A 16,190-nucleotide genomic window follows, 5' to 3' on the forward strand; every position below is an offset into this window, starting at 1 on the left:
TAGCGGAACCGTGACAATCGGCCCCGACCTGCGCTCTCCCACACCCCGCCACCCTCTACACACGGTGCGTATACACACCGCGTATACACCGTGTGTAGAGTGCTCGGCATGTCCATCGGTCACACCCTCCTGGGGCTCCTGGAATCCGGCCCGCGCCACGGCTACGACCTCAAGCGGGCCTTCGACGAGAAGTTCGGTCACGACCGGCCGCTGCACTACGGCCAGGTCTACTCGACGATGTCCCGCCTGCTGAAGAACGGGCTCGTCGAGGTCGACGGCATCGAGGCCGGCGGCGGCCCCGAACGCAAGCGGTACGCCATCACCGAGGCCGGCATCACCGATGTCGAGCGCTGGCTCGCCACACCGGAGAAGCCGGAGCCGTACCTCCAGTCGACCCTCTACACCAAGGTCGTCCTCGCGCTGCTCACCAGCCGCGACGCCGCCGAGATCCTCGACACCCAGCGCTCGGAGCATCTGCGCGGCATGCGGATCCTCACCGACCGCAAGCGCAAGGGCGATCTCGCCGACCAGCTCATCTGCGACCACGCCCTGTTCCACCTGGAGGCGGACCTCCGCTGGCTGGAGCTGACCGCGGCCCGTCTGGACAAGCTGCGGACGGCGGTGACCCGATGACCACGCCCCCCGCCGGTTCCCTGCTGGCCGCCCGGGACCTGCGCAAGGTCTACGGCCCGACCACCGCGCTCGACGGCGCCGCCTTCTCCATCCACCCCGGCGAGGTCGTCGCCGTGATGGGACCCTCCGGCTCCGGCAAGTCGACCCTGCTGCACTGCCTCGCCGGGATCGTCACGCCCGACTCCGGGTCGATCACCTACAACGGGCGTGAGCTGACCGCCATGAACGACGCCGAGCGCAGCGCGCTGCGCCGCTCGGAGTTCGGCTTCGTCTTCCAGTTCGGGCAGCTCGTCCCGGAACTGACCTGCGTGGAGAACGTCGCCCTGCCGCTGCGGCTGAACGGCACGCCCCGCAAGGAGGCCGAGCGGGCCGCGCTGACCTGGATGGAGCGGCTGGAGGTGGACGACGTCCGCGGCAAGCGGCCCGGCGAGGTGTCCGGCGGTCAGGGGCAGCGGGTCGCCGTGGCCCGGGCGCTGGTCACCGGCCCGCGCGTGCTGTTCGCCGACGAGCCGACCGGCGCGCTGGACTCGCTCAACGGCGAGCGCGTGATGGAACTGCTCACCGACGCCGCCCGGTCCAGCAACGCCGCCGTCGTCCTGGTCACCCACGAGGCGCGGGTGGCCGCCTACTCCGACCGCGAGATCGTCGTGCGCGACGGCAGGTCACGGGACATGGAGCGGGTCGTATGAGTGCACGGCAGTGGACTCGCGATCTGGGCATGGGGGCCCGGTTCGCCTTCGCCGGCGGGCGCGAGGGATGGGTCCGGGCGCTGCTCACCGCGGTGGGCGTGGGACTCGGAGTGGCGCTGCTGCTGCTCACGACCGCCCTGCCGGGCGCGCTCGACGAGCGCAGCCGGCGGGAGGAGGCGCGCCTGGACTACACCTACAGCCGGGAGGTGAAGCCGAAGGCCGACAACACCCTGGTCGTCGCCGACATCGACACCGAGTTCGAGGGCCGCGACGTGCGCGGCCGGCTGCTGGAGCCGGAGGGCGGGAAGGCGCCGCTGCCGCCGGGCCTGGACAGGTTCCCGGCGCCGGGCGACATGGCGGTCTCCCCCGCGCTGCGGGACCTGCTCGCCTCCGACGGCGGCGCACTGCTGCGCGAGCGGCTGCCGTACGACATCGTCGGGACGATCGGCGAGCAGGGACTGATCGGCTCACGGGAACTCGCCTACTACGCGGGCAGCGAGGGCCTCGCCGAGCACATCAACAACTCGACGGTGGCGCGCATCGACGCCTTCGGGTCCCCGCAGCCGGCGCAGCAGGAGACCGACCCGGTCCTCGTGCTGCTGGTACTGGTCGTCTTCGTGGTGCTGCTGATGCCGGTCGCGGTGTTCATCGCCGCCGCCGTACGGTTCGGCGGCGAGCGGCGCGACCGCAGGCTGGCGGCGCTGCGGCTGGTCGGCTCCGACGGCGGCATGACCCGGCGGATCGCCGCGGGCGAGGCACTGGCCGGGGCGCTGCTCGGGCTCGTGTTCGGCACCGGCTTCTTCCTGGCCGGGCGGGAGATCGTGGCGTCCTTCGAGGTGTTCGGGGTCAGTGTCTTCCCGAGCTATCTGAACCCCTCGCCGCTGCTGGCGCTGCTGGTCGCGGTGGCGGTTCCGGCCGCGGCCGTCCTGGTGACGCTGCTGGCGCTGCGCGGGGTGGTCATCGAGCCGCTGGGTGTGGTGCGCACGGCACGGCCCGCGCGCCGCCGGCTGTGGTGGCGGCTGCTGCTGCCGCTGGGCGGGGTCGGCATGCTGCTGCCCATGGTGGGCCAGGGCCGGGAGGGCGGGGACTTCAACCAGTACCTGGTCGTCGGCGGTGTCATGTGCCTGCTCGTCGGGGTGACGGCGTTGCTGCCGTGGATCGTGGAGGCGGTCGTCGCCCGGCTCGGCGCCGGCAGCGTCTCCTGGCAGCTGGCGGTGCGCCGCCTGCAGTTGAGCAGCGGGGCGGCGGCCCGCATGGTCAACGGCATCGCGGTGGCGGTGGCCGGCGCGATCGCGCTGCAGATGCTGTTCGCCGGCGTCGACCGCGACTACACCGAGAGCACGGACTACGACATGTCACGGGCGCAGATGGAGGTGCAGGTGCCCGACGGCACGGACCTCGCCTCCGCGGCGGCCGCGTTCGAGGAGACCAAGGGCGTGCGCACGGTGTACGCGCTGTCCGGGGGCTATCTCGGCGACCGGCCCTGGCGCGAGGAGCCGGAGCTGGCCGCCGAGCTGACCGTCGGCGACTGCGCGACCCTGCGCGAGGTGGCGAAGCTGCCGTCGTGCGAGGACGGTGACGTGTTCGCGGTCCGGGGCGGCGAGTACGACACCGACACCCCGGCGCTGAGCAAGCCCGGCCGGCAGCTGTACCTGGAGACGACCGCCGCCGACGGCACCGCCGAGGACGTCGTGTGGACCCTGCCCGAGGAGCTGAAGCGGGCCGACTCCGTCGACGACCCGACCGGCACGAAGCGCGGCGGCTTCCTGATGACCCCGGGCGCGGTGCCGCCCGCCGTCGCGAAGGCGCTCGCCGCGAGCGTGTACCTGGCGATCGACGACTCGGTGCCGTACGCCCGCGAGCACGTGCGCAACGCGGCGGCCGCGATCGACCCGATGGCGCAGCCGATGGTGTGGTACGCCACCGAGCGCTCGGAGCGCTACGACTCCATCCGCACGGGCCTGTTCGTCGGCGCGACCGCCGTGCTGGTGCTGATCGGGGCGAGCCTGCTCGTCTCCCAGCTGGAGCAGTTGCGCGAACGCCGCAAGCTGCTGTCGGCCCTGGTCGCCTTCGGCACCCGGCGGCGCACCCTGAGCCTGTCGGTGCTGTGGCAGACGGCGATCCCGATCGGACTGGGGCTGCTGCTGGCCTCGGTGGTGGGCACGACGCTGGGCGCGGTCCTGCTGCGGATGACGTCGACCCCGGTCGACGTGCACTGGACGAGCGTGGTGCAGATGACCGGCGCCGGCGCCGGCGTGGTCCTCGTGGTCACCCTGCTGAGCCTGCCGCCGCTGCTGCGCCTGATGCGCCCGGACGGCCTGCGCACGGAGTAGCCGCACGGCCGGGCCCTTGGGGGCGGGCGGGCTCCCCCGGTGGGGGTCCGCCCGCCCCGTTCGGCGTCAGTGGGCCACCGGACGCACCGGCAGGTCCCGCATCGCCTCCCGCAGCGCCGCGGCCAGCTGGGCGTACTCCGCGGCCCGGGCCGCGCCGGTGCGCATGGCGAGGGCGATGCGGCGGGTGGGGGCCGGGTCGGCGAAGCAGCCGGTGAGCAGGCGGCTGGAGCGGGTCGTCTCGACGTCCACGGCGGTGCGCGGCAGCAGGGTCACCCCGAGGCCGCCCGCGACCAGTTGGACCAGGGTGGACAGTCCCGCCGCCGTGGTGGTGGCCGGGACGCCCGCCCGGCCGGCCTCGCGGCAGATGTCCAGGGCCTGGTCGCGCAGGCAGTGCCCCTCGTCCAGCAGCAGCAGGTTCAGCTCGCGCAGCGCCTCGCGGGGTATGCCGTCCCGGCCGCCGAGCGGGTGCTCCAGCGGGGTGACCAGCACGAAGTCCTCGTCGAACAGGGGCAGTTCGGTGACCCCGGGCACGCCGAGCGGTACGGCGAGCAGCAGCAGGTCGAGCCGGCCGCCGGCCAGCCCGTCCAGCAGGTTCGCGGTCTGCTCCTCGTGCACCTGGAGGTCGAGGTGCGGATAGCGGTCGTGGACCAGCCGCAGCACGGTGGGCAGCAGATAGGGCGCGACGGTCGGGATCACACCGAGCCGCAGGACCCCGGTGAACGGTGCCCGCAGCGCGTCGGCCTCCTCCATCAGCGCCCCGACCTCCGCCAGTACGGACTTGGCGCGGGCGGCGAGCCGTTCCCCGGCCGGCGCGAGCAGCACCTTGCGCGTCGTACGCTCCACGAGGGTGACACCGAGTGTCTCCTCCAGCGCCGACACGGCGCTCGACAGGGCCGGCTGGCTCATCCCGATCGCCGCCGCGGCGTCCCGGAAATGCAGGTGCTCGGCCACCGCGGCGAACGCCCGCAGCTGCGCGAGACTCGGCTGCCTGCGCCTATTACCCACGGTCACTAATAACTACCTCCGATCAACACGACCGAGTGTAGCTATTTCACTAATCAATGCACCCTGTGCCAACATCAATCAGGTCCAACCCATGGGAAACACCTGCAATCCGGGTGTTTCTTCGCTGCAAGGAGAGCCTGTGCTCACTGTCGGTGACAAGTTCCCCGAGTTCGAACTGACCGCCTGCGTCTCGCTGGAGAAGGGCAAGGAGTTCGAGACGATCAACCACAAGACCTACGAGGGCAAGTGGAAGATCGTGTTCGCGTGGCCCAAGGACTTCACCTTCGTGTGCCCGACCGAGATCGCGGCCTTCGGCAAGCTGAACGACGAGTTCGCCGACCGCGACGCCCAGATCCTCGGCTTCTCCGGTGACTCCGAGTTCGTCCACCACGCCTGGCGCAAGGACCACGACGACCTGCGCGACCTGCCGTTCCCGATGATGGCGGACTCCAAGCACGAGCTGATGCGCGACCTGGGCATCGAGGGCGAGGACGGCTTCGCCAAGCGTGCCGTGTTCATCGTCGACCAGAACAACGAGATCCAGTTCTCCATGGTGACCGCCGGCTCCGTCGGCCGTAACCCCAAGGAGGTCCTGCGGGTCCTGGACGCCCTGCAGACCGACGAGCTGTGCCCGTGCAACTGGACCAAGGGCGACGAGACCCTGGACCCGGTCGCGCTGCTGGCCGGGGAGTGACCTGAGATGTCGCTCGACTCCCTGAAGTCCCGCATACCGGACTACGCCAAGGACCTGAAGCTCAACCTGGGCTCGGTCATCGGCAACTCCGACCTGCCGGCCCAGCAGCTGTGGGGCACGGTGCTGTCGACGGCGATCGCCTCGCGCTCGGCCGTCGTGCTGCGCGAGCTGGAGCCGGAGGCGAAGGCGAACCTGTCGCCGGAGGCGTACACGGCCGCCAAGGCCGCCGCCGCCGTCATGGCGATGAACAACGTCTTCTACCGCACCCGCCACCTGCTGTCGGACCACGAGTACGGCAACCTGCGTGCCGGTCTGCGGATGAACGTCATCGGCAACCCGGGCGTCGACAAGGTCGACTTCGAGTTCTGGTCCTTCGCGGTCTCCGCGATCAACGGCTGCGGCATGTGCCTCGACTCGCACGAGCAGGTGCTGCGCAAGGCCGGTGTGGAGCGCGAGGTGATCCAGGAGGCGTTCAAGATCGCCGCGGTGATCCAGGCGGTCGCCGCCACGCTGGACGCGGAGGCGGCCCTGGCGGAGTGACTCCGCCCCCGTCGCACACAGCGGGCCCGTTCACCCTCGGGGTGGACGGGCCCGCTGTCGTAGGAGGGCGCCCGATCGGCTCAGGAGGTGTCGCCCGGTCGCCGCTCCGGCGCCGGAGGCTGGGGCCCCGTTCCGGGCGCGGCCGGCGGCGGGGCGTCCGGTGCCGACATCGCCGTCGCGCCCCGGGGCCGCGGTGACTGGCGTACGGCCGCCTCGTGGGAGAACGCCCGCAGATAGCCGACGACGGTGTTGGTGACCGCGACCAGCGGTACGGCCACCACCGCGCCGCCGATGCCGGCCACCATGCCGCCGGAGGCGACCGCCAGCACCACCGCGAGCGGATGCACGCGCACCGCGCGGCCCAGGATGAACGGCTGGAGGATGTGCCCCTCGATCTGCTGCACCGCCAGCACCACCACCAGCGTCATGACACCCGTGAACACGCCCTGGGTGACCAGTGCGACGACCACCGCCAGCGCTCCCGACACCACCGCACCGACGAGCGGGACGAACGAGAACAGGAAGATGAACACGGCGAGCGGCACCGCCATCGGCACGTCGAGGAAGTAGATGCCGAGGCCGATGAAGATCGCGTCGATCAGTGCCACTATCACGGTGCCGCGCACGTAGGCCGTGAGCGTCCGCCAGGCGACCGGCCCGGCACCGGCGACACCCGGACGGGCGGCGGCCGGCACCAGCTTGAGCGACCACTCCCAGATCCGCTTGCCGTCGTAGAGCAGGAACAGCGTCGAGAAGATCGCCAGCAGGATGCCGGTGAGCGCCTCCACGACGACGGTCACGCCCTCCAGGCCCGCCGAGGTGATCTGCTCGGTGTTGGCGCCGACCGCCTCCCGCAGGTTCTTGGCGATCTCGTTGATCTGCTTGTCGGTGACGTGGAAGGGGCTGTTGAGCAGCCAGTTGCGCAGTTCGTCGATGCCGTCCTGGATCTGGCTGGAGAGGGTGTCGATGTTCTCCATGACCTGCCAGGTCACGAACCACCCGATGAGTCCCATGACGACGAAGCCGAACAACGCCGTCAGTGCGGTGGCCGGGCCGCGCGGCACGCCGATCCGCGTCAGCCGGACCACCGTCGGCTGGAGGAGCGCCGTGATGAGCAGCGCGGCCACGAACGCCAGCACGACCAGCTGTACGGCGCTGATGATCCGCATCAGCACCCACAGCGTGCCGGCCAGCACCAGCAGCCTCCAGCCGGCCTCGGCCGCCACCCGCACTCCCCAGGGCACGGCCTGGGCGGGGTCGGGCCGGGTGGGGACGACGGCGGCGTACTCGACCTCCGGGGGCGCCTGGTCGGGGTCGGTGGCGGAGGTGTGTTCGGTGTCGGTGCCGGGCCGGCGGTCCCGTTCCACCTCGGCGCGGCGTTCCTCCAACCGCTTGCTGACCTCGGTCAGTCTGGCTCCGACCCGGCCGAGCCACCCTGGCACTCGCGACATGATCCGTCCTCTTCCCCCGTTTCTCCCCACCACTCCCCCTGGAGTCGTCGGTCAGACCGTACATGGCGAAAGCCCCGCACCGTAGGACGGTGCGGGGCTGTGCCGGAGTTGAGCGCCGGCCGGGAGGCGGGACCCGTGTCCCGCGCTCCGGCGGTTCTAGGCGGTTTCGTTTGGATCATCGGGTGGACCAGAGGAAGATGCCTGCGATGTGGAGTCCGGCCAAGTAGATGGTGGCGGTCTTCTCGTAGCGGGTGGCGATGCCGCGCCACTGCTTGAGGCGGTTGATGCACCGTTCGACGGTGTTGCGTTGCTTGTATGCCTCCCGGTCGAAGGCCGGTGGTCTGCCGCCGGCCTGTCCGCGCCGTTTCCGGTTGGCCTGCTGGTCGGCCCGTTCCGGGATCACCGCGCGGATGCCGCGTTTGCGCAGGTGGTCACGGATCTCGCGGGAGGAGTACGCCTTGTCGGCCAGGACCAGGTCCGGCCTGGTGCGAGGCCGTCCGCGAGGTCGGGGAACGCGCAAGCGGGCCATGACGTCCGTGAAGGCGGGAGCGTCGCCGGCTTGGCCGGCGGTGAGAACGAACGCGAGTGGTCGGCACCGGCCGTCGGCCACGAGGTGGATCTTCGTGGTCAGTCCGCCGCGGGATCGGCCGATGGCATGGTCACCCGGCTCGCCGGCCGGGGCCCCTTTTTGCGGGCCCCCGCCGCATGCTGGTGAGCCCGCACGATCGTGGAGTCCACCGAGACGGCCCAGTCCAGGTCCTCGTCCGCGTCGGCCTGGGCGACCAGGGCGGTGAACACCCGCTCCCAGGTGCCGTCGACGGCCCACATCCGCAACCGGTTGTAGACACCCCGCCAGTTGCCGTACTTCTCCGGCAGGTGCACCCACTGCGTCCCGGTCTGGAACTTGTAGGCGATCGCGTCGATCACCTCACGGTGGTCCCGCCAGCGACCACCACGCTTCGGTGTCCGGTCCGGGAGCAACGGCTCGATCCGCGCCCACTGCGCATCAGTCAACGGCACACCCGGACCAACGACCGACTGATCCAAACGAAACAGCCTAGTACCAGTTGTTGGCCTGCCAGAACGACCAGGCGCCGCAAGGGCTGCCGTAGCGGTCGTTCATGTAGTTGAGGCCCCACTTGATCTGGGTGGCCGGGTTGGTCTGCCAGTCGGCACCGGCGGAGGCCATCTTGGAGCCCGGGAGTGCCTGGACCAGACCGTAGGCGCCCGAGGAGGGGTTGACGGCCCGGTAGTTCCACGTGGACTCGTGGTTCACGATGTTGCTGAAGCACTGGAACTGGTCGGCGGGCACCATCTGGCGCGCGATCGCCTGGACCTCGGCGACCGTGTACGAAGCCTGGACGGCGATCTCGGAGGCGTCCCGGGCCGCGTCGCGGCTGGCGGCGGCCTTGGCCTCGGCGCGTTCCTTGGCCTCACGCTCCGCCTTCTCGGCGGCTTCCTTCTTCTTCGCGATGGCGGTCTCGGCGGCGGCCTTGCGAGCGGCCTCCTCCGCGTCCTTCTTCGCGGTCGCGTCCGCGGCGATGGCCATCGTTTCGGCCTGCTGCGTCAGGGACGCGGTCTGCACCTGGGCCTGCTGGCCCGCGGGGATGTCCGCGAGCAGCGTGGTGCCGTTTGCCGTCGCTTCGGCGTCGTTCGTTTGCGCGGTGCTGCCCGAGGCAACGCCGACGACGCTTCCGACAGCGGTGACCGCCGTGGCCGAGGCCACTGCGAATCCCCGGACCGAGATCCGGCTCACACGGTTTCCTTCCAGCATCGCCCGCTTCGGTGACCCTCGCGGACGCAATCGTGCCCCTGGCACTGGCCTCCCCAACTACGGGTCACGGGAGGCACGGGCCCGGTGGGCAACTCCCGCGAGGGGAGCGCCGCGTACAGCTCGGGCGGCATACGACGACGCTATGGAGTTGGAACTGTGCTCACTGTGGCGCCGTACATCCCCCACTGCCTCAAGAGCGCGGGAGGTGCCCCCAGGGGCACGGCTGTGTCGTATGCGGGGCCTGACAGGAGTGAGACTCTGCCGCAACCCGGCGGTGCAAGGCAATTCCCCGTTGCGTGTGAAAGCTCACATCTCGTTTGGCCCATGGGATTCCCGGAAATCCGCACACGTGCCGACGCCGCCCGGCTAGGCTTTTCGCCTTTTCCGGACGGCGCCAACTCTTGCGTAACCGATCCTTGTTGGTGCGGTCGGGTCAGATCTGCCCGTCCTCGAGCATTTCCGTCACAAGGGCGGCGATCTGGGACCTCTCGGACCGGGTCAGGGTGACGTGCGCGAAGAGCGGGTGGCCCTTCAGCTTCTCGACGACGGCGACCACACCGTCATACCGGCCGACCCTCAGATTGTCGCGCTGGGCGACATCATGGGTCAGAACGACCCGCGAATTGGCCCCGATCCGGGACAGAACGGTCAGCAGGACGTTCCGTTCCAGTGACTGTGCCTCGTCCACGATCACGAACGCGTCGTGCAGCGAGCGGCCCCGGATGTGGGTGAGCGGCAGGACCTCCAGCATGCCGCGCGCGGTGACCTCCTCGATGACCTCACGGCTGGTGACCGCCGACAGCGTGTCGAAGACCGCCTGCGCCCAGGGGCTCATCTTCTCGGCCTCGGTACCGGGCAGATAGCCGAGCTCCTGCCCGCCCACCGCGTACAGCGGACGGAAGACCATCACCTTCTGGTGCTGCCGGCGCTCCAGCACGGCTTCCAGGCCCGCGCACAGCGCCATCGCCGACTTGCCGGTGCCGGCCCGGCCGCCCATGGACACGATCCCGACGTCCGGGTCGAGCAGCAGGTCGAGCGCGATCCGCTGCTCGGCGCTGCGGCCCTTGATGCCGAACGCCTCCCGGTCGCCGCGCACCAGCCGCACATTGCCCTCGGCGGTGACCCGGCCGAGCGCCTTGCCACGCTCGGACTGGATGGTGAGCCCGGTGTGCACGGGCAGGTGCGCGGCCTCGGGCACGTACACGTGCCCTTCCTCGAAGAGGACGTCCACCTGCTCGCCGGGCAGGGTCAGTTCGGACATCCCGGTCCAGCCGGAGGCGTCCGTGATGGCCAGTTCCGCGCGGTACTCCTCGGCGAGGAGGCCGACGGAGGACGCCTTGATCCTGAGCGGGAGGTCCTTCGAGACGACGGTGACGTCGAACCCCTCGGCCTGCAGGTTGCGGGCGACCGCGAGGATGCGGGAGTCGTTGTCCCCCAGGCGGTAGCCGCTGGGCAGCACGCTGGGGTCCGAGTGGTTGAGCTCGACCCGGACGGTCCCGCCGAGGTCCCCGGTCGGGATGGGGGCGTCGAGACGGCCGTACCGCACCCGGTAGTCGTCCAGCAGGCGCAGCGCCTGCCGGGCGAAGTAGCCGAGTTCGGGATGGTTCCGCTTGGCCTCCAGTTCCGTGACCACGACGACGGGAAGCACCACTTCGTGCTCGTCGAAGCGGCTCAGGGCGTTGGGATCGGCCAGCAGGACGCTGGTGTCGAGAACATAGGTGCGCCGGTCGGGCTTGTGGCGCTTTGCGCTGGTCACCACGGAAGGACGTACCCCCTCGGATGAGGTCGGGGAGCGACGAGGCGGAGCTGGACCGGTCGACGGCCCCCGTGCACCGCGGGCCGGGGACCGGCCCTGTGCCGCTTCTTCCGTGCCGTGACCGCACGGTGGGGCTGGTGCAAAGGGCCTCCCGGGCGGACGGCTCCGATGCCGCCCGCTGAGATCCGACGCCCGTGGTTCGGGCGTCGACCTGCCTGGCTTATTCCCTCGATGGAGGGCGGCCATGCCACGGCATATGACGGCGCCCCGGTGAACAGCGCGTGACGACCGGGGCGGAGAGGGGGAGGCCGGGGCGGGTTCAGCCGCCGAAGCGCCGGTGGCGGGCGGCGTAGTCGCGCAGTGCGCGCAGGAAGTCGACCTTGCGGAAGGCCGGCCAGAACACCTCGCAGAAGTAGTACTCCGAATGGGCGGTCTGCCAGAGCATGAAGCCGGAGAGCCGCTGCTCGCCGCTGGTGCGGATGACGAGGTCCGGGTCGGGCTGGGCGCGGGTGTAGAGGTGACGCCCGATCATGTCGACGTCGACGGCCTCGGCGAGCTCCTGCATCGAGGTGCCCTTCTCGTGCGCCTCGAAGAGCATGGACCGCACGGCGTCGGCGATCTCCTGGCGCCCGCCGTACCCGATGGCGACGTTGACCACTATGCCGTCGACGTGCGCGGTGGCCGCCTCGGCCTCCTTCAGGGTGGTCTGCATCCCGGAGGGCAGCAGGTCGGGCGTGCCGACGTGGTGCACGCGCCAGCGGCCGTCGGCGGCGAGGGTGCGGACCACGTCCTCGATGATGCCGAGCAGCGGGACCAGTTCCTCCTTGGGCCGGTCGAAGTTGTCCGTCGACAGCAGCCAGAGGGTGACGACCTCGACGTCCGTCTCGGAGCACCAGCCGAGGAACTCCTCGATCTTGTCCGCGCCGGCCCGGTGGCCGTGGACGGTGCTGGAGCCGGCGGCCTTGGCCCAGCGCCGGTTGCCGTCCATGATGACGCCGATGTGCTTGGGCACCTGAGCGGTGTCCAGGTGGCCTTCCACCCGGCGCGCGTACAGCCTGACCAGCAGGCTCCGCAGCTTGTCGCGCAGGTTCACGTGATCGTCAGCCCCTCCGTACGGATCGGACAGGCGCGGCACCCGGCCGCGTTCGCGCGGCGAGCGGCCCGGTCTCGGCCGCGGGCGGCACCCGTCCGTGTGGCGGTCCCCGAAAGCCGAAGCGTACCCCCGCCGGGGCGGGGGTCCCCAAAGTCCGGGGTGGTGCGTTTGTCGGCAGTGTCAGAAGTGCGGCGGCGGCACGGCGTTCGTGCGGTGGCGCCGGAACCACTGGCCCGCCGAGCCCTGGGAGAGCAGGACGACGACGGCGACGGCGCTGCCGAGCGGCAGGATGCCCAACGGGACACCACGTGCCGTCGCACCGAGGGCGAACAGGATCTGAACGGACGCCAGCACGAGGGAGGTGACGCGCACGCCGTTTCCGGCCGTCGGGTACCGGAAGGCCAGGACGCAGAGCACCGCGGACATCAGATACGTGGCGAAGAACCGTCCGGACGCCTCGGCTCCGGCGGCGACGGCGACCAGGACGGTGAGCAGTACCGCGAGCCCCGTCGTCGCGAAGATCACGATCTGCGCGGCGCGCACCGGGCCGGGCATGGCCGGCGGCTGGGCCTGGAACTGAGGCGGGTACGGAGACGGGGACGCGTACGGGGGCTGGGGCTGGGGCTGGTACTGCGGCCAGGACGGGTCGGGGTGGGGCGGGGCGTACGGCGTGCCGCCCTGCGGCGCCGGCGGAGGCGCGGGGTACGGCGGGTGGGGTGCCGGGGCGGCGGGGGCCTGGCCGTGGGGCTGGCCGCCGTGGGCGGCGGGGCCGGGAGGCGGTACGGGCGGGCCGTACGGGCCCGGTGCGGAGGGCGACACGGGCGGGCCGTACGGGCCCGGTGCGGGGGGCTGGTGGGGCGGTGTCGGGTGCTCGTTCGACATGCACGGGACCCTATGGCGTGCCGGTGACGGGGCCGGAGCGGGGGCGGCGGAGCGCGGGCCGGTCGGCGGGCAAAAAAACGGGCCGGTCCGTGGGGGGGAGACGGACCGGCCCGAGGGGGGGTTTCCACCATAACCCTTCGTGAGGGATGGTGCGCGCATTGGCGGGCCACAATTACTCTCCGGATTCACCCGGCAACGCCCCGAGGGCCCTGGAACGTGCGATTCCGGGTGTCGGCATGGCCGAAATACGGCGAAACAGCGTTCCGTCAGTGCGTCGAGGGGACGCTGTGCAGGATGTGACACGGTCGTGCCGACACGACCGCACTCTTCCGGTCATCCCTCCGACGGGTGACGCCGACGTCATCGTCCGCTTGACCCGGCGGACGAGGCGAGCGGGACGTCCCGGGCACCGCGCAGCCCCTCCCCGCGCTACCGCCCCGCGCGGCGTCGCTCACGGACGGGCGGCGCCGACGGCCGTGGCCTTGCGGGCGTGGAAGAGGTGCCGGGTGCTGTGGGCCACGAAGGCCCCCTCCCTCTCGATCCGCTCGTGCAGCGCGCGCAGCCGCGGCAGATGGGCCTCGACGGTGAACCCGGGAACCATCCAGATCACCTTGCGCAGGAAGTGGACGACCGCGGCGATGTCGTGGAACTCCATGCGCAGCCGCTCGGCCCGCAGGTCGATGATCTCCAGCCCGGCGGCCTCGGCGGCGCGCCGCTCGCGGTCCGGGTGCCGCGCGGTGCGCTGCGCGTCCGGCTGCGGTCCGAGGAAGTACTCGACGAGTTCGTAGGCGCTCTGCGGACCGACGTGCTGGGCGAAGTAGGTGCCGCCGTCCTCCAGGACGCGGGCGATCTCCGTCCAGTGCGGCCGCACGGGGTGCCGGCTGACGACGAGGTCGAAGGCGCCGTCGGCGAACGGCAGCGGCGCGTCCTCGGGCGTGGCGACGACGGCGACGCCGTGCGGCCGGAGCAGTTCGGTGGCCTTGCGGACGTTGGGCGGCCAGCCCTCCGTGGCGGCGAGGAGCGGCGGGCGCCGGGGGGCTCGGCCGAGGGCGAAGTGCAGGACCTCCCCGCCCCCGGTCTGGAGGTCGAGGGCGGCCCGTGCCTCGCCCAGCCGCCGGGCCGCCGCGGTGGCGTACCCCCAGGAGGGCCGGGCCTCGGTGGCCCGCCCCTCGAACCAGGAGAAGTCCCATCCCTCGGTCGGCACCGAGGCGCCTTCGGCGATGAGGTCTTCGAAGGTGCGTGTCTGCCTGTCGGACATGGGTCGACGATGCCGGACGGTGCCCGCTCCCGTCGCCCGCTTTTCCGCCCGCGCCCGGTGCGGCCCGTTCAGGACACCAGCGGCCGTACGTCCTCCGCCACGAACCGTACGAAGCCCTCGGGGTCCGGCTCGTCGCTGGTCGGCTGGACGATGACCGAGTCGGCCCCGGCCTCGGCCAGCCGCTGCACCGCCTCGGCGACGGCCTTGGCGTCCCCGGTGACCCCGGCCCCCGGCTCGTCGCCCGCGCCTTCGGCGATCAGGTCGGCCCGCACCCGCTCCTCGGCGCCCGCACCGGTGGCGGCGAGCAGATAGACGACGACCTTGTGCGGCCGGTCGTCGCGGCCCGCCGCGGCCCGTCCCTCGTCGATGAGCCGGCGCGCCCGCCGCACCCCGTCGGGTGAGGTGGCGCAGGTGAGGATGGTCCCGTCGGCGGCCTCGCCGGTGAGCCGTACGGTCCGGGGCCCGGTGGCGCCGGCGAGCACCTCGACCGGGGTCTCGGGCGGCCAGTCGAGGGCGACGTCGTCGAGCGTGACGTACCGGCCCCGGCTGGTGACGCGCTCTCCGGCCAACAGCGCGCGCATCGCGACGAGATGCTCCCGCAGCAGCGTCAGCGGCGACTGGGCGCGCGCCCCGACCTGCCCCATCCAGTCCTGTACGCCGTGTCCGACGCCGAGGACGACGCGCCCGGGGAACATGCGGTGCAGTCCGGCGGCCTCCATCGCGGTGATCGCCACGTTCCGCAACGGCACCGGCAGCAGCCCGACTCCGACCCGGACCCGCTCGGTCCATGCCAGCGCGGCCGCCGCGGTCGAGATCCCGCCCTCCCGGAAGCAGTCCTCCCACAGCCAGAGTTCCTCCAGGCCGACGTCGTCGGCGAGCCGCGCGACGGACCGGAGCCGCTCGGGGGCGAGCTGGGGACGGAAGACTGCGCCGAGTGTGGTCATGGCGGTGGTCCTACCCGTGAGGGGGCGGGTGGGTAACCCCGTGAACGAAGCAGCCGCGGCCGACCGTGCCCCGTACAGCGCCTAGGTGTATTGATCACGAGCGTTGTTAACGCTGGCCGGGCTTGATCATGGCGAAGGCCTCCGTGTGTGGTGGAGGTGTCGAATCTTCACCGCACGGAGGCCTTCGTGTCCCACCGTAATGCCCGGCTGACCCTTCACGGCAGGCGGCTGCTGGTTGAACGTGTCCGCACCGGACGCCCTGTCGCCCATGTTGCCGCCGAGATGGGCATCTCCCGCGTCACCGCTCACAAGTGGGTGCGTCGCTGGCGGGCCGAAGGCGAGAAGGGACTGCACGACCGGTCCAGCCGTCCGCGCACGACACCGCACCGCACGGCGGGGGCGATCGAGGCCCGCGTGTGCCGTCTTCGCCAGGACCGCAAGCTCGGCCCGGCCCGCATCGGTCCGATCCTGGGCCTGCCGGCCTCGACCGTGCACCGCGTCCTGGTCCGTCACGGCCTGAACCGCCTGTCCTTCCTGGACCGGCCCACCGGCCAGGTCATCCGACGCTACGAACGCGACCGCCCCGGCGAGCTGGTCCACGTGGACGTCAAGAAGCTCGGCCGCATCCCCGACGGCGGCGGCCACAGGGTCCTGGGCCGCCAGGCCGGCCGCGCCACACGCAACGGCATGGGCTTCGACTTCATCCACTCCGCGGTCGACGACCACAGCCGCCTCGCCTACAGCGAGGTCCACCCGGATGAGAAAGCCGCCACCTGCGCGGCCTTTCTGCGCCGGGCCGCCGCCTTCTTCGCAGCGTCGGGCATCGACCGCATCGAGCGGGTCCTGACCGACAACGCCTGGCCCTACCGCAAAAGCCTCGCCTGGCAGCAGGCCCTGGCCGACCTGGATGCGGCCGGCAAGCTCACTCGCGCATACCGGCCGCAGACCAATGGCAAGGTCGAGCGCTTCAACCGCACCCTGCTCGACGAATGGGCCTACCTGCGGCCCTACACCAGCAACACCGAACGCACCGACGCCCTGGCAGACTTCCTCCACACCTACAACCACCACCGCTGCCACACCGCACTCGGCGGCCAGCCACCCATCAGCCGCGTGAACAACGCTGCGGGTCGATACA

The 16,190-nt window shown here is 71.5% G+C and carries 15 protein-coding genes; 6 read left to right on the forward strand and 9 right to left on the reverse strand.

Features of this window, described 5'->3' with window-relative positions; translation table 11 throughout:
* The first annotated feature begins 108 nt into the window (after positions 1–108).
* Genes FGW31_RS11970 through FGW31_RS11980 form a run of 3 tightly spaced genes read left to right on the forward strand, consistent with a single transcriptional unit; the run spans position 109 to position 3,655 of the window.
* Positions 109–633, forward strand: coding sequence for a PadR family transcriptional regulator (locus FGW31_RS11970; protein ID WP_142193393.1), 525 nt, complete (start codon positions 109–111; stop codon positions 631–633).
* Positions 630–1,322, forward strand: a complete 693-nt coding sequence (locus FGW31_RS11975) for an ABC transporter ATP-binding protein (protein ID WP_142193394.1) — start codon at positions 630–632, stop codon at positions 1,320–1,322. The genes FGW31_RS11970 and FGW31_RS11975 overlap by 4 nt, the downstream gene beginning before the upstream one ends.
* Positions 1,319–3,655: an ABC transporter permease gene (locus FGW31_RS11980; RefSeq protein WP_142193395.1), complete on the forward strand. Its 2,337-nt coding sequence runs from the start codon at positions 1,319–1,321 to the stop codon at positions 3,653–3,655. Before FGW31_RS11975 ends, FGW31_RS11980 begins: the two co-directional genes overlap by 4 nt.
* A 66-nt stretch (positions 3,656–3,721) precedes the next feature.
* Here FGW31_RS11980 and FGW31_RS11985 read toward each other — a convergent pair whose 3' ends face one another.
* Positions 3,722–4,666 (reverse strand): hydrogen peroxide-inducible genes activator, encoded by a 945-nt coding sequence (locus FGW31_RS11985; protein WP_373303454.1) that lies wholly within the window; start codon positions 4,664–4,666, stop codon positions 3,722–3,724.
* Between the two features lie 133 nt (positions 4,667–4,799).
* On the opposite strand from FGW31_RS11985, the gene FGW31_RS11990 reads away from it, so the two are divergent.
* Together FGW31_RS11990 and FGW31_RS11995 are read left to right on the forward strand one after the other, a co-directional pair.
* On the forward strand, positions 4,800–5,354 hold the full coding sequence (locus FGW31_RS11990) for a peroxiredoxin (protein WP_142193396.1): 555 nt from the start codon (positions 4,800–4,802) through the stop codon (positions 5,352–5,354).
* A 6-nt stretch (positions 5,355–5,360) separates the two neighbouring features.
* On the forward strand, positions 5,361–5,894 hold the full coding sequence (locus FGW31_RS11995) for an alkyl hydroperoxide reductase (protein ID WP_142193397.1): 534 nt from the start codon (positions 5,361–5,363) through the stop codon (positions 5,892–5,894).
* 80 nt (positions 5,895–5,974) lie between these two features.
* Here FGW31_RS11995 and FGW31_RS12000 read toward each other — a convergent pair whose 3' ends face one another.
* The 8 genes from FGW31_RS12000 to FGW31_RS12035 all read right to left on the reverse strand — a co-directional run bounded on the left by FGW31_RS12000 (position 5,975) and on the right by FGW31_RS12035 (position 15,052).
* Positions 5,975–7,345, reverse strand: coding sequence for an AI-2E family transporter (locus FGW31_RS12000; protein ID WP_142193398.1), 1,371 nt, complete (start codon positions 7,343–7,345; stop codon positions 5,975–5,977).
* Positions 7,346–7,520: 175 nt separating this feature from the next.
* A protein-coding gene (locus FGW31_RS12005) for an IS5 family transposase (protein ID WP_373303487.1) occupies positions 7,521–8,365 on the reverse strand; the annotation gives its coding sequence in 2 pieces (ribosomal slippage) (positions 7,521–8,032 and positions 8,032–8,365; 846 coding nt in all).
* A 37-nt stretch (positions 8,366–8,402) separates the two neighbouring features.
* Positions 8,403–9,101 carry an aggregation-promoting factor C-terminal-like domain-containing protein gene (locus tag FGW31_RS12010; protein ID WP_142193399.1) on the reverse strand — a complete coding sequence of 233 codons (699 nt, stop codon included), beginning with the start codon at positions 9,099–9,101 and terminating at the stop codon, positions 8,403–8,405.
* Positions 9,102–9,552: 451 nt separating this feature from the next.
* The gene (locus tag FGW31_RS12015; RefSeq protein WP_142193400.1) at positions 9,553–10,878 is read right to left on the reverse strand and encodes a PhoH family protein; all 1,326 of its coding nucleotides are present in this window, start codon (positions 10,876–10,878) and stop codon (positions 9,553–9,555) included.
* Between the two features lie 316 nt (positions 10,879–11,194).
* Positions 11,195–11,968, reverse strand: a complete 774-nt coding sequence (locus FGW31_RS12020) for an isoprenyl transferase (protein ID WP_142193401.1) — start codon at positions 11,966–11,968, stop codon at positions 11,195–11,197.
* A gap of 180 nt (positions 11,969–12,148) precedes the next feature.
* Positions 12,149–12,850, reverse strand: a complete 702-nt coding sequence (locus FGW31_RS12025) for a hypothetical protein (RefSeq protein WP_142193402.1) — start codon at positions 12,848–12,850, stop codon at positions 12,149–12,151.
* A gap of 451 nt (positions 12,851–13,301) precedes the next feature.
* Positions 13,302–14,108, reverse strand: a complete 807-nt coding sequence (locus FGW31_RS12030; protein WP_142193403.1) for a methyltransferase domain-containing protein — start codon at positions 14,106–14,108, stop codon at positions 13,302–13,304.
* Positions 14,109–14,176: 68 nt separating this feature from the next.
* Positions 14,177–15,052 (reverse strand): LLM class flavin-dependent oxidoreductase, encoded by an 876-nt coding sequence (locus FGW31_RS12035; protein ID WP_142193404.1) that lies wholly within the window; start codon positions 15,050–15,052, stop codon positions 14,177–14,179.
* Positions 15,053–15,238: 186 nt separating this feature from the next.
* Between FGW31_RS12035 and FGW31_RS12040 the strand changes: the two genes are divergently transcribed.
* Positions 15,239–16,190, forward strand: a 952-nt coding sequence (locus tag FGW31_RS12040) for an IS481 family transposase (protein ID WP_142193405.1), incomplete at its 3' end; no start/stop codon positions are given.

Source organism: Streptomyces calvus (assembly GCF_006782915.1).
GTDB lineage: Bacteria > Actinomycetota > Actinomycetes > Streptomycetales > Streptomycetaceae > Streptomyces > Streptomyces calvus.